We start from the raw sequence: 13,731 nt of genomic DNA on the forward strand, positions 1-13,731 counted from the left end.
TATATATGATGATACGAAATTTTTAAAGTAAACGAATGTTTACGGTTTTGCTTTATTAATAATTTGAGAGAGTAATAAAAGTATCTGATCTATAAAATCTGTGGTAACGATTTTTTATATACTATTTTTTTAATTACTTAAAGGTAATGGTTGTGATACTTAGGAAGAAATATTTAATCCTTACCGGGTTTCAATAACTAAAGGAAGAATTTTTTAGAATCAAATTTGGTGTATACATAAAGAATCAAGGAATAAAAAAAGAATACTCAATTTAAATAAAAAATCCGGTTACTATCTAACCGGATTGATTTATAAAATAAGATTTTTTTATTTAGCTTTCACAAGTTCAACTTTGAAAATAAGCCAAGCATTCGGAGGAATAACTCCACCGCCGGCCCCTTGAGCCCCATAACCTAAAGAAGGTGGAATTAAAAAAGTAGCTTTATCGCCTTCATTTAATAATGAAATACCTTCTTCCCAACCTTTAATTACCATTCCTTTGCCCAAAGGAAATTCAATAGGTTCATTTCTTGCAAAAGAAGAATCAAATACACTTCCATTAGCTAAAGATCCTTCATAATGAACGGAAACAGTATCACCCGATTTTGCTTTTGCTCCTGAGCCTTTTTCATTAATTTTATAAAATAATCCACTAGGCGTTTCAGTCATATCGGCTTTTAATTCATCCAACTTGGCTGCAATCTGTTTTTGTTTTTCTTCCAGATATTTTTTATTTCTTTCGGAAATTAAATCTTTATTGTCTTTAAAAAATTGTGCAGCATCATAATTTTTATATTCATCCCCTTTGGTAATTATAGAAACTTTTTCCATAATTACAGGATCAATCGGTTTATCTTGAGCGCCGGTTTTAACACTAGCAATAAAGTTAACGGTTTCTAAACCTTTAATAACTTCTCCAAAAATAGTATGTCGTCCATCCAGCCACGGGGTAGGAACTTCTGTTATAAAAAACTGGCTTCCGTTCGTATTAGGGCCGGAATTAGCCATTGATAAAATTCCTGTTCCGGTATGTTTTAAATCATTTTTCTCATCTTCAAATCTGTATCCCGGGCCTCCCATTCCTGTTCCTTGAGGATCTCCGGTTTGAATCATAAAATCTTTAATGACTCTGTGAAATATAATTCCGTCATAGAAGGGTTCTCCCGGTTTTTTGGCATCATTAGGAATTTTACCTTCTGCCAATCCTATAAAGTTAGCGACAGTTACCGGAGATTCATGATCAAAAAATTTAACCAACATATCTCCTTTATTGGTTTTAATATTTGCATATAAACCGCTTTGCAGCCCGTCATACGTTTGTTTGTCTATTTCCAATGTTTTACAATTTATAAAGGTTAGTATTAATAAACAATATAGTACGATTTTATGTATCTTACGTATACTGTTATTTAGAAAATTCAAATTTACTAAATTAATTAGTATCTTATATTTTAAAGTTGATAAGAACGGTAATTCTTCAGCCATATGCACGAATTCAATATATTATTTATTTATATGAATGGCTATATTAAAAAATTTTATTTTATACGATATTTTTTTTCGATCAATTAAACACATAAAGTAATTGAAAAACAATATAGATAAGATAAATTTCTATGTAGTCATTGACTGTAAAAAAACAAATTGTTTAAAAAAATAAACAGTTTGCTATATGAAAATAGAAATATAATAATATAAAATTACTTTATTGTTATAAATTTATAGTAATATTGATATAATTGATATTTTAATTAAATAATTTTTAAAAATTAAAAATAATAAAATAGGATAAAACCAGATAAATGGTATGGTGTTTGTTTATTAGTACAATGATTACAAACACACTAAAATAGTTTATATTAAAAAAGGCATTATTTTAATGTTTATTTAGTTTTTATTTCTTTAAAAACCTTGGCCTCTGTAAAAGGAGGCTTTTTTATTGAATTTACTTTCTGTTTAATTGATCTAAAATTATTTATGATATCTTTTATTTAAATTAATAATAGTATTTTTGTTTTATTATTTTTGCAAGAAGATAAAAATCTTTATAAAATAGAAAATATTAAAGATAACTAATGATTAATACTATCAAAAAATATTTAGAAGAAGTAGAATCTTTTACTTCTCAAAAAACTGAGGATGTTGAACAGTTTAGAATCAAGTATTTAGGTAAAAAAGGAATTTTGAACGATCTGTTTCAAAAATTTAAAGAAGTACCTAATGAAAATAAAAAAGAATTTGGACAATTGATCAATAACTTAAAACAGTCGGTTGCTCAAAAAATAAATACGTTAAAAGAGAATGTCGGCGAGTCTGCAAATGCCGGTTTGCAAGAAGATTTAACCCGTCCGGGACTAGCCTTGAATTTAGGCAGCAGACATCCCATTAACATTGTTAAGCATAAAATCATAAACATATTTAAAAAAATAGGTTTTTCAGTGGCTGATGGCCCTGAAATTGAAGACGATTGGCATAATTTCACCGCCTTAAACATGTCTGAGTATCACCCTGCCAGAGATATGCAAGATACTTTTTTCATAGAGAAAAATCCGGATAGAGTATTGAGAACTCACACTTCTTCTGTACAAATACGGTATATGGAGCAAAATGAGCCTCCCATTCGTATATTGTCTCCCGGACGAGTTTACAGGAATGAAGATATATCGTCTCGATCTCATTGTATGTTTCACCAAATAGAGGGGTTATATATTGATACGGACGTATCCTTTGCAGATTTAAAACAAACCTTACAATATTTTACTTCAGAATTATTCGGTAAATCCGAAATTCGAATGAGACCTTCATATTTTCCCTTTACAGAACCCAGTGCAGAAGTAGATGTATATTGGGGATTGGAAACTGAAACCGATTATCGCATCACTAAAGGAACGGGTTGGTTGGAAATTCTAGGATGCGGAATGGTTGATCCCAATGTTCTAAAAAATGTTAATATAAATCCTGAAAAATATAGCGGTTTTGCCTTTGGTATGGGTATCGAAAGAATTGTCATGCTGATGTACCAAATTGGCGACATTCGTATGTTTACAGAAAATGATATACGAATGCTACAGCAATTTAAATATGAATTTTAAATTAAGCTAAATTTATAACTATTTGTAGATGTATCATATAAATAATAATTTTTAAATTTATTAATAAAGTATATTTACCTGGAACAAATTTTGAGCATTCAGTATCTAAATATACTTTATAAATTTAAAAATTATTATGGAAAAAAAAGTAGCAGATCAATTAGTTGAAATACTAGTTGATGCCGGTATAAAAAGGATTTATGCTGTAACAGGCGATAGTTTAAATGAGCTTAACAGGGCCATTAAAAAAAACGGAAAAATACAATGGATCCATGTTAGGAATGAAGAAGCCGGAGCCTTTGCTGCCGCAGCCGAAGCTGAATTGGAAGGCATTGCTTGTTGTGCCGGTAGTTCCGGACCCGGGCATGTACATTTAATTAATGGATTGTATGAAGCAAACAGGGCAAATGTACCTGTTATCGCTATTGCCTCCACGTGTGGAACAAGAGAATTTGGTACAGATTATTTTCAAGAAACTAATATAACCAAACTATTTGATGATTGCAGTGTATACAACCAAATTGCAACATTACCGGAACAAGCCCCTAGAATGTTACAAAGAGCAATTCAAAATGCTATATCTAAAAAAGGCGTAGCCGTTTTCGGGTTACCCGGTGATTTAGAATCAAAACCGGCGGAAGATATTTTGAGTTCTTTAAAAGTTTATCAAAACGAACCTATTTTAAGACCATCCGATAAAGAACTACAAGAGTTGGCAGATGTTCTTAATGAACATGATAAAGTTACCATTTATTGCGGTATCGGTGCTTCGAAAGCTCACAAAGACTTAGTAAAACTTGCAGGTAAATTGAAAGCTCCTGTAGGATATTCTTTTAGAGGTAAAATGGGTATACAATATGATAATCCTTATGAAGTGGGCATGACCGGATTATTAGGGTTGCCTTCTGCATTCCAAAGTATGCACGAAGCGGATGTAGTACTACTTTTGGGTACAGATTTTCCGTATGCGAATTTTATGCCTTCCAATAAAAAAATAATTCAGATTGACGAAAGGGCAGACCGTTTAGGCAGAAGAGCTAAAGTAGATATGGGATTGTGCGGAAAAATTGAAGATACTTTATCTGTATTATTGCCTTTGATTGAAGAAAAACAAGATGATTCTTTTCTTAAAAAACAGCTGAAAAAATACGATAAAGTTAAAGAAGATTTAGATGTATATGTTAAAGATCCGGGAAAAGAAAATTTAATTCATCCCGAATATGTAGCCTCAGTTATCAATAATTTAGCAGCTAAAGATGCCATATTTACCGTAGATACCGGTATGTGCTGTGTATGGGGTGCGCGATATATTCATGCCACAGGAGAAAGAAAAATGTTAGGTTCTTTCAGTCACGGTACGATGGCCAATGCCATGCCGATGTCCATAGGAGCATCCTTATCTCATCCTGACAGACAAATTATAGCTTTTTGCGGAGATGGTGGTATTTCAATGCTTTTAGGGGATTTAGCCACTATATATCAATATAAATTGCCTGTCAAATTATTTGTGTTTAATAATCGATCATTAGGAATGGTAAAACTTGAAATGGAAGTGGATGGTATCCCTGACAATGAAACCGATATGGTTAATCCTGATTTTGCCATGATAGCAATGGCTATGGGCTTTAAAGGAATAAATGTTAATAAGCCTGAAGAGGTTGAAGGAGCTGTAAAAGAAGCATTTTCAACGGAAGCACCGGTTTTAGTTAATGTAATGACCGATCCCAATTCACTTGCTTTACCGCCTAAAATTGAATGGAGCCAAATTAAAGGTATGACAACTTCCATGACTAAAATGATGCTTGGAGGAAATATTAAAGAAGTGGTTGACACAATTCAAAGCAATATCAAACATATAAAATCCTTAACTTAAAGGATAAGCAACCGAATATCTTAATGAAACAGAAAATCTAATTTAGATTTTCTGTTTTTATATTTAACGCTAGGTATACATTTACTTTATTTCTTACATTTGTAAGCATATGTTCAACGAATTCGGTAAATTTATTAAGCTTACTACCTTTGGTGAAAGTCATGGACCGGCACTGGGAGGCGTAATTGATGGTTTTCCGGCTGGATTATCCGTTAATTTTGATGAAATACAAAAAGAATTGGATCGCAGAAAACCCGGACAATCGAAAATTGTAACTCAACGAAAAGAAGACGATAAGGTAGAATTTCTTTCCGGCATTTTTGAAGGAAAAACAACAGGACAAGCGATTGGATTTGTTATTAAAAATACCAATCAAAAATCCAATGATTACGATCATAATACCGGTATTTTCAGACCTTCACATGCAGACTTCACTTATTTTCAAAAATATGGAATCAGAGACCATCGAGGCGGGGGGAGAACCTCAGCAAGGGAAACAGCTAACTGGGTTGTTGCCGGAGCTTTAGCTAAACAATTACTATCCTCAATATCTATCCATGCATTTGTTTCTTCAGTAGGGGAAATTACTTTGAAAAAGAATATCCATGAACTGGATTTAAGCCAAACGGAATCTAATATAGTCCGATGTCCTGATTGTGAAACTGCTGAACAAATGATTCAGAAAATAGCTGAAATTAAAAAGGATGGAGATACTATTGGCGGAGTCATAACCTGCATGATTAAAAATGTTCCAATGGGTTTAGGCGAACCGATTTTTGATAAATTATCTGCCAGATTGGCTCAAGGAATGATGAGTATAAATGCAGCTAAAGGTTTTGAAATTGGCAGCGGCTTTGCAGGTACTCGATTAAAAGGTTCCGAACATAATGATATTTTTACTCAAGGAGGAAAAACACTGACGAATAATTCGGGAGGTATACAAGGGGGAATATCCAACGGTATGGATATTGTTTTTAAAGTTGCCTTTAAGCCGGTTGCTACCATTATGAAAGAGCAACAAACGATAGATGAAAACGGAAATGTATGTTCAATTAAAGGGAAGGGAAGACATGATCCTTGTGTGGTTCCTAGAGCGGTTCCTATTGTAGAAGCTATTGCAGCTTTTATTTTGGCTGACTTTTGGTTAATGAATAAAGTTAGAAAAATTTAATTTTTAATTTTAAAATAAACCTTTACATACAATTGGCAGAAACTATCCTTTACCGGTTGAAATACTATTTGAAGATATCTTTCGTTTAACTAACCAAGAATATACATAACTATATTTTCGATTTATCGGTTAAATAAAGAATATATAAAATTATGTATTTGAAAACATGTAATTTTTGTTATTAATAAAGATTACCAAACTATAAAATGGTAACAGCTAATAAATATACGATGGATTCAATAAAATTAGAAAACTATTGGGACAAAGGAGTGTCTTACGCTGAATATAAAGATATTATAGAGATTCAAGCAAAAGAAGGTTTACTTTCTAAAAATGAAGATATTATAAAACTTGCTGAATACACCCGTTTAAATTTGAGCCGAATCCATAGGAATGATAAAACGCTCGTATTGGATGAATCAGTGAGTTCGGGCTTGAAGAAAATTAGTCGTAAAATTCATATTTTAGTCATATCCGAAGGATGGTGTGGAGATGCAGCGCAAATAGTGCCGGTAGTCAATAAAATTTGCGAATCATCCAAGAAGCTGGACATGAGAATTTTTTTTAGAGATCAAGATGAATTATTGATTAATCAATATCTAACTAATGGAGGAAAGGCAATTCCCATCGTAATTTTTATTGATGCGGAAACTTCCGAAGAAATTGCTCATTGGGGGCCTAGACCTAAACCTTGTGCACCTTTCCTAAAAAAATATAAAACAGATCCTGAAAACTATACCCATGATGATTTTGCAAAGGATATTCAAGGATTCTATAATAAGGATAAAGGCCAAACCATTTCAGAAGAATTGTTGGAAAAGATTTTACAGTAAAAATGTTTAATTTTTTCGAAAATCTATAGTATTCTTTACATAAGTTATTACAAATCTTTATTTATTTTATTTGGCAAAAGTTCTTGTCTAATTCTATCCTTTGTATATAATAAAATACTCATTGCATCAATGTTTTAGTGGGATACTAGTTTTTTCGTATACACATATTTTGATTTAAAGAGCCAGTTCTTAGGCTAAATTATAATTTTATATATTTGTCACAAATTTTTCGAGTATGAAATGTGGAATTGTTGGTCTACCCAATGTAGGGAAATCTACTTTATTTAATTGTTTATCTAATGCAAAAGCACAATCGGCTAATTATCCGTTCTGTACCATCGAACCGAATGTAGGTACAGTTTCTGTGCCTGATTTAAGGTTAAATAAACTTGAGGAATTAGTAGTGCCGGAAAGGGTAGTGCCTGCCGTAGTGGAAATAGTAGATATTGCCGGTTTAGTTAAAGGAGCCAGTAAAGGAGAAGGTTTGGGAAATCAATTTTTAGCTAATATCAGAGAAACCCATGCAATAATCCATGTGTTGCGTTGTTTTCAAAATGATAATATTACCCATGTTGAAGGTACTATAGATCCGGTTAGAGATAAAGAAATTATTGATATTGAGCTGCAACTTAAAGATTTGGAAACCATTGAAAAAAAATTGGATAAATCCAAAAGAGCAGCTAAAGCAGGAAATAAAGAAGAGCAGCAAATTGTGTCTGTGTTGGAAAAGTTGAGAGCTTTTATTGAAGAAGGTAAAAATGCACGAGAATTCGAAACAGATTCTATTTCAGAGCCGATTATTGCAGAATTACAACTCTTGACCTTTAAACCTATCATGTATGTGTGTAATGTAGATGAAAAATCAGCAAAAGAGGGCAATGAATTTGTTGAAAAAGTAAAAGAAAAGGTAAAAAACGAAAAGGCGGAAGTAATTGTATTAGCGGCTCAAATTGAGGCAGACATTTCTGAATTGGAAACCTATGAAGAGCGTAAAATATTTTTAGAAGAATTAAATTTAGAAGAACCGGGAGTAAATCGCTTGATTCGCCAAGCATACAAACTCTTAAATTTACAAACTTATTTTACTGCCGGAGTTAAAGAAGTTAGAGCTTGGACTATTGAAAAAGGATGGACAGCTCCTCAGGCTGCCGGAGTAATACATTCTGATTTTGAAAAAGGATTTATTAGAGCTGAAGTTATTTCCTATCAAGATTTTGTAACTTACGGATCGGAAGCTAAAGTTAAAGAAGCCGGAAAATTATCGGTTGAAGGTAAAGAATATATCGTTAACGATGGTGATATTATTCATTTCCGATTTAATGTTTAAGCTATTTTAATATCAATCGTTTAGTTTTAAACTATTTTTTTAAAACACGTCTCCTTTATTTAGCATAGATTATAAATAAAGGAACTCGTATTTGAATAGATTATAAAATTATTCAGCTATTTGTTATAAAACTTTTTAGTATTCAAAAGAATTTTAAATTTACGTATAGTATTTGTGCAATTAAATAAGAATTATTAATTTTGCACCCAATTGATTAACCTCTGACGAAAGACGTGAATGTTATTCAATTTTATAACTGTTATATTTTTTAAATGGAACCATTAATTAAGTACGTACAGGATAAGTACATCGCAAAAAAAGAATTTCCAAAATTTGGAGCCGGGGATACCCTAACTGTTTATTACGAAATTAAAGAAGGTAATAAAACAAGAACCCAGTATTTTAAAGGGGTAGTTATTCAGGTTAAAGGAACCGGAGCAACCAAAACATTCACTATCAGAAAAATGAGCGGTGATGTAGGGGTTGAAAGAGTTTTTCCTATTAATATGCCTGCGCTTCAAAATATTGAAGTTAACAGAAGAGGAAAAGTACGTAGAGCAAGAATTTACTATTTTAGAGATCTACGCGGTAAAAAAGCAAGAATTAAAGATGCTAGAGTTAAATAATATTACTTTTAGCATTTATTTTAAAATAAAAGAGGAAAATTTTAATTTTCCTCTTTTTTTTGGTTTTTACTTTCCTTTTAAAAATTAATTTTCGAATACTTCAAACGTATGATCTTCGTATATAATTAAGATTTTTTCTATTTTTTTCTTGTTATTTTTCGTTTTCTGCAGGATTGAATTTTTAATTATTAGATCTTCTGTCTGAGAATTTTCTTTTACGCGATTCTCAGGCGCTTGAATAGTATTATCATTATTAGAGTGTGAAGAATCTTTTTGTTTTTGATCCATTTCATCTAAAGAAAAGAGTGTAGGGGATGGTTGTTCCTGAACCGTTTTATTTTCTAAATCTAAACTTTCCTTTTTATTATTTTCCAATTGAGATTTCAAAGGTTTTCCTTTTCCTAAAATAAGCCATTCAGAATTTATTTCAGGAAAAACTGATAGAGTTCTTTCTAAAAAATCTAACGAAGGTTTATTTCGAGCAGAAGTGATATGCGAAATGCTCGATCGTTGGACATTTATCTTATCTGCAAATTCTCCTGATGTTAAACCTAATATTTCTATGAGTGTAGCTATTCTTTTATCAATTTCCATGATTTACAAATGTTAACTATTCACATATGTGAAATAGAATAATAAATACAAAGTTACTAAAAATACCATTGATTCTGTCAAAAAATAACTTAAAGTTAACTTTAATAAAAACATTAAATAAATATATATAAAATACTGGTAAATAAATAATTAAATATTTTTTAACAAGAAATTAAATAAAATAACTCATAATTATATGACACAATATTAGAACGGATAAATTATAAAATAACATTGTTTTACAAATGTAAATTACAAATGTAAATCAAGAAAACTGTTTATAATTAAATATCTTTGTAAAAAATATAATTATGTCTGCAGAGTTTAAAATCTTTGATTTAAATGAAAATTTAAGTATCGAAGAAAATTTTCAAAATAGATATGTAAACCCTTCGAAGCTTTCCGATTTTTTAATAAAAAATTATAAAAGCTTACTTACAGAAATTGGAAGATCGGAACTTAATAAACCTATATATAAATTGACCTTAGGAAAAGGACCTAAAAATATATTACTATGGACCCAAATGCACGGGAACGAAACAACGGGAACCTTAAGTTGTCTAGATTTGCTTAAATTTTTTGAAAATGAAAATAATTGCTCACACGAAATTCTCAGCAAGTTTACCCTCGATATTATTTTCATGTTAAATCCGGATGGAGCTGAAATTTGGACACGAAGAAATCGTTTAGGAATTGATATTAATCGGGATTTTTTAACCGCTTCATCAATTGAAATGCAAGTATTAAAAAAAACTGCAAGTGAAAAAAAATATGATTTAGCGTTTAATCTACACGATCAAAGAACTATATTCGGTGTAGAAGGAAAAAAAGAACCGGCCACCCTAGCTTTTTTATCGCCATCGGAATCGGTTGATAGAAAGGTGACTGAAACCCGAAAAAAATCGATGGGATTAATAGCTGATATATATAAAGAAATTTCAAAACTTATACCTAATAAGATATCAAGGTTTACCGATGAATTTTATCCAAGATCAGTCGGTGATAATTTTCAAAAATTAGGAATTCCTACTATACTGTTTGAAGGCGGACATTTTCCCAAAGATTATTATCGACAAAAAACCCGACGATATTTTACATTATCGTTGATTACTGCTCTATATTATGCCTCTATTAAGGATGAATGGCAAAAGGGGTATGAATTATATAATGAAATACCTAATAATTCTTTATCATTTTTTGATATTATATATAGAAATGTACGCATACGTGAAGATAAAAAAGAAACAGTTGATATTGGTATACAATATGCAGAAAAGATTACTAAGGGAGAAAATGAACTTTCATTTATTGCCAAAATAGAAGACATTGGAGACCTTTCATTCATGTATGGACATGAAGAAATTGATGCAGAAGGTAGATGTATCGTTTTCGCGGACTCTGCCATACAGTTTCCTAAAATAGGCATCTTGGCTGATTTTAAATTAGATGAGTGGATTATTGTAAATGGAAAAAAATTGGATTCATTTACTTAGTAGTTACTTAACATTATATTCAAACATGATAATTTATTTTTAATATTAGCGGAAAAAATTGCTTAATACATGAAATAATTCATTTACCGGCCTTTTAGATAGTAAATCATAATAGTATTATATAGAGTTTACATAGGCTTACACACAGTCTCAAAGATAAATTTAGTAACTTTGCCCGGTTAATTATATATGATAAAGATGACAGAAAACACAGATATATTAGAAACTATTATTATAGGTTCCGGCCCTGCAGGTTTTACGGCTGCAATTTATGCTGCCAGAGCCGAAATGAATCCTCTTATGATCACCGGTTTAGAATTAGGAGGACAGCTAACGACTACCACCGAAGTTGAAAATTTTCCCGGATATCCCGACGGGATTACCGGTCCTGAAATGATGATTCAGTTACAAAAACAAGCCGAAAAATTCGGTACACAAGTTATCATCGATACCGTATCAGAGGTTGAATTAGGAAAAAATGTAGGAGACATACATATTGTAAAAACTATATCGGGAAAAGAATTTAAAACTAAAACTATTATCATTTCAACGGGTGCAAGTGCAAAATATTTAGGTAAAGATTTTGAAAAAACGTATAGAGGAGGCGGAGTTTCTGCTTGTGCCACTTGTGACGGATTTTTTTACAGAGGTAAAAATGTGGTAGTTGTAGGAGGCGGAGATACGGCAGCAGAAGAAGCAACGTACTTAGCAAAAATATGTAAGACTGTTTATATGCTTGTACGTAAAGATTATTTAAAAGCTTCTAAAATTATGCAAGAACGTGTAGACCTCACCACTAATATTGTACTTATGTATAATACCGAATTGCAAGATTTAAAAGGCGATAATAATTTGGTTTCTCAAGCAGTGGTTATTGATAATTTAAACAACGAAGAAAAAGTACTGGATGTAGACGGAATATTTATTGCTATCGGACATAAACCCAATACCGAGATATTTAAAGGTAAATTGGAAATGGACGAAACCGGATATTTACATGTTAAGCCATTTAGTACAGAAACAAATATTCCGGGAGTATTTGCGGCGGGGGACGTTGCCGATAAAAAATACAGACAAGCAATTACTGCCGCAGGAGCAGGTTGTATGGCCGCTTTGGATGCAGAAAAATATGTATCGTCCCTAGATCATCATTAAATTTAAGCAGGTCTTGATGATTGTATGAATTATCCCAGCAAAATATTAGAAAAAGCAGTTGAAGAAATTTCACAACTTCCGGGTATTGGTAGGAGGACGGCCCTACGTCTAGCCTTGCATTTATTGGATATACCTGAAATTCAGGCAGATAATTTATCAAAATCAATTAGTCAGTTAGTACATGAAATAAAGCACTGTAAACTGTGCAACAATCTATCGGATACTGAGATCTGTACCATCTGTGCAAATCCATATCGAAATGAAAAAATTATCTGTGTGGTTGAAGATGTAAGAGATGTAATGGCAATAGAAAGTACCCAACAGTTCAATGGGAAATATCATGTATTGGGGGGAAGAATTTCCCCTATGGAAGGAGTCAGCGCAACCGATTTGTGTATCAATCCGCTAATTGAAAGAGTTAAAGAACAGAAAACAGAAGAAATTATATTTGCATTAAGTGCTACTATAGAAGGAGACACAACCATGTTTTATTTATATAAGGTATTGAATGATTCTCATATAAAATTCACGGCAATAGCAAGAGGAATAGGAGTCGGTGATGAACTTGAATATACGGATGAGTTAACTTTAATACGTTCCATACAAAACAGAGTACCTTATAAACAAGGAATTAAGTAGTTCTTATAGTAATTAAAAAATAATTAATGAATTTGAAACAACTTTCAATTATTATTGTTAATTATAATGTAAAAGATCTTTTAAAAAATTGCATTCAAAGTTGTTTACATGCAATAAAAACTATTGATGCAGAAATTATTATTGTAGACAATAATTCCAATGACGGAAGCAAAGAATTTATAACGCGAGTATTTCCTCAAGTTAAATGGATTCAAAATTCGGCAAATTTAGGTTTCTCTAAAGCAAATAATATAGGTGTTTCGTATTCAAAGGGAAACTATTTACTAATTCTCAATCCCGATACTATCGTTAAGCCGGATGTTTTTGAAAAAATTATACCTTTTGCCGAACATGCAAAAAAATTTGGAGCCTTAGGGGTTCGAATTACCGATGAACACAACCAATATCGACCGGAATCAAAAAGAAATTATCCGAATCCTAAAAATACATTTGATAAGTTATTCAGCCAATTATTTTTTAGTAAATCAAAAAAATCTAAAGGCTATTATAATACGGAATTGGGTGAATATGATATTGGAAAAGTGGAAATTTTAACAGGATGCTTTTTTTTTACCACCAAAAAAATATATACTGAAGTAGGAGGTTTCGATGAATCTTATTTTATGTATGGTGAAGATATCGATCTAAGTTATACTATTTTAAAAGCCGGTTATCAAAATTATTATTACGGGAAAACTTCCATAATACATTATAAAGGAGCAGCAACTAAAATAGATAAATCGTATTACAAAAATTTCTATAATGCTATGGAAATTTTTGTAAGAAAATATTTTAAAAAGCCTTTTATAATGTATATTTTCTTATTGTTCGGATTAAAAATAAGATATTATTTAGCTTTATTAATATTTAGCATGCAAAGAAAAAAATAACACAACATTTATAAAACAATGCTCATAAATTTATTCAA

Annotated in this window: 12 protein-coding genes; 10 read left to right on the forward strand and 2 right to left on the reverse strand. The window is 31.3% G+C overall.

What is annotated here, in order from left to right:
- Nucleotides 1-327: 327 nt before the first annotated feature.
- Complete coding sequence (locus J3U20_RS00845; RefSeq protein WP_255448197.1) at nucleotides 328-1,335, reverse strand: peptidylprolyl isomerase; 1,008 nt, start codon at nucleotides 1,333-1,335, stop codon at nucleotides 328-330.
- A gap of 740 nt (nucleotides 1,336-2,075) precedes the next feature.
- Between J3U20_RS00845 and pheS the strand changes: the two genes are divergently transcribed.
- The 6 genes from pheS to rplS all read left to right on the forward strand — a co-directional run bounded on the left by pheS (nucleotide 2,076) and on the right by rplS (nucleotide 8,922).
- The gene (pheS, locus tag J3U20_RS00850) at nucleotides 2,076-3,092 is read left to right on the forward strand and encodes a phenylalanine--tRNA ligase subunit alpha (protein WP_160543238.1); all 1,017 of its coding nucleotides are present in this window, start codon (nucleotides 2,076-2,078) and stop codon (nucleotides 3,090-3,092) included.
- A 136-nt stretch (nucleotides 3,093-3,228) separates the two neighbouring features.
- Nucleotides 3,229-4,965: a thiamine pyrophosphate-dependent enzyme gene (locus J3U20_RS00855; protein ID WP_160543239.1), complete on the forward strand. Its 1,737-nt coding sequence runs from the start codon at nucleotides 3,229-3,231 to the stop codon at nucleotides 4,963-4,965.
- A 109-nt stretch (nucleotides 4,966-5,074) separates the two neighbouring features.
- A complete protein-coding gene (aroC, locus tag J3U20_RS00860) occupies nucleotides 5,075-6,136 on the forward strand; it encodes a chorismate synthase (RefSeq protein ID WP_160543240.1) in 1,062 nt (353 codons plus the stop codon).
- Between the two features lie 230 nt (nucleotides 6,137-6,366).
- Nucleotides 6,367-6,969, forward strand: a complete 603-nt coding sequence (locus J3U20_RS00865) for a thioredoxin family protein (protein ID WP_160543241.1) — start codon at nucleotides 6,367-6,369, stop codon at nucleotides 6,967-6,969.
- 235 nt (nucleotides 6,970-7,204) lie between these two features.
- Nucleotides 7,205-8,296 (forward strand): redox-regulated ATPase YchF, encoded by a 1,092-nt coding sequence (ychF, locus tag J3U20_RS00870; protein WP_160543242.1) that lies wholly within the window; start codon nucleotides 7,205-7,207, stop codon nucleotides 8,294-8,296.
- A 272-nt stretch (nucleotides 8,297-8,568) separates the two neighbouring features.
- Nucleotides 8,569-8,922: a 50S ribosomal protein L19 gene (rplS, locus tag J3U20_RS00875; protein WP_105297718.1), complete on the forward strand. Its 354-nt coding sequence runs from the start codon at nucleotides 8,569-8,571 to the stop codon at nucleotides 8,920-8,922.
- Nucleotides 8,923-9,006: 84 nt separating this feature from the next.
- Here rplS and J3U20_RS00880 read toward each other — a convergent pair whose 3' ends face one another.
- Entirely contained in the window at nucleotides 9,007-9,516 is a 510-nt protein-coding gene (locus J3U20_RS00880; protein WP_160543243.1) for a helix-turn-helix domain-containing protein, read from the reverse strand.
- 311 nt (nucleotides 9,517-9,827) lie between these two features.
- Between J3U20_RS00880 and J3U20_RS00885 the strand changes: the two genes are divergently transcribed.
- The 4 genes from J3U20_RS00885 (at nucleotide 9,828) to J3U20_RS00900 (ending at nucleotide 13,693) form a co-directional block, all read left to right on the forward strand.
- Nucleotides 9,828-11,009: a M14 family zinc carboxypeptidase gene (locus tag J3U20_RS00885; protein ID WP_160543244.1), complete on the forward strand. Its 1,182-nt coding sequence runs from the start codon at nucleotides 9,828-9,830 to the stop codon at nucleotides 11,007-11,009.
- 198 nt (nucleotides 11,010-11,207) lie between these two features.
- Nucleotides 11,208-12,164, forward strand: a complete 957-nt coding sequence (gene trxB / locus J3U20_RS00890; RefSeq protein WP_160543245.1) for a thioredoxin-disulfide reductase — start codon at nucleotides 11,208-11,210, stop codon at nucleotides 12,162-12,164.
- A 24-nt stretch (nucleotides 12,165-12,188) separates the two neighbouring features.
- Nucleotides 12,189-12,803 carry a recombination mediator RecR gene (recR, locus tag J3U20_RS00895; RefSeq protein WP_160543246.1) on the forward strand — a complete coding sequence of 205 codons (615 nt, stop codon included), beginning with the start codon at nucleotides 12,189-12,191 and terminating at the stop codon, nucleotides 12,801-12,803.
- A gap of 26 nt (nucleotides 12,804-12,829) precedes the next feature.
- Nucleotides 12,830-13,693: a glycosyltransferase family 2 protein gene (locus J3U20_RS00900; protein WP_160543247.1), complete on the forward strand. Its 864-nt coding sequence runs from the start codon at nucleotides 12,830-12,832 to the stop codon at nucleotides 13,691-13,693.
- The last annotated feature ends 38 nt before the right edge of the window (nucleotides 13,694-13,731 follow it).

The organism is Apibacter sp. B3919, from assembly GCF_026537405.1.
Lineage (GTDB): Bacteria > Bacteroidota > Bacteroidia > Flavobacteriales > Weeksellaceae > Apibacter.

Bases quoted from the DNA above. Each gene is read 5' to 3' on its own strand.
- pheS (WP_160543238.1), top strand. From the start codon at position 2,076: ATGATTAATACTATCAAAAAATATTTAGAAGAAGTAGAATCTTTTACT.
- J3U20_RS00855 (WP_160543239.1), top strand. From the start codon at position 3,229: ATGGAAAAAAAAGTAGCAGATCAATTAGTTGAAATACTAGTTGATGCC.
- aroC (WP_160543240.1), top strand. From the start codon at position 5,075: ATGTTCAACGAATTCGGTAAATTTATTAAGCTTACTACCTTTGGTGAA.
- J3U20_RS00865 (WP_160543241.1), top strand. From the start codon at position 6,367: ATGGATTCAATAAAATTAGAAAACTATTGGGACAAAGGAGTGTCTTAC.
- ychF (WP_160543242.1), top strand. From the start codon at position 7,205: ATGAAATGTGGAATTGTTGGTCTACCCAATGTAGGGAAATCTACTTTA.
- rplS (WP_105297718.1), top strand. From the start codon at position 8,569: ATGGAACCATTAATTAAGTACGTACAGGATAAGTACATCGCAAAAAAA.
- J3U20_RS00880 (WP_160543243.1), bottom strand. From the start codon at position 9,516: ATGGAAATTGATAAAAGAATAGCTACACTCATAGAAATATTAGGTTTA.
- J3U20_RS00885 (WP_160543244.1), top strand. From the start codon at position 9,828: ATGTCTGCAGAGTTTAAAATCTTTGATTTAAATGAAAATTTAAGTATC.
- trxB (WP_160543245.1), top strand. From the start codon at position 11,208: ATGACAGAAAACACAGATATATTAGAAACTATTATTATAGGTTCCGGC.
- recR (WP_160543246.1), top strand. From the start codon at position 12,189: ATGAATTATCCCAGCAAAATATTAGAAAAAGCAGTTGAAGAAATTTCA.
- J3U20_RS00900 (WP_160543247.1), top strand. From the start codon at position 12,830: ATGAATTTGAAACAACTTTCAATTATTATTGTTAATTATAATGTAAAA.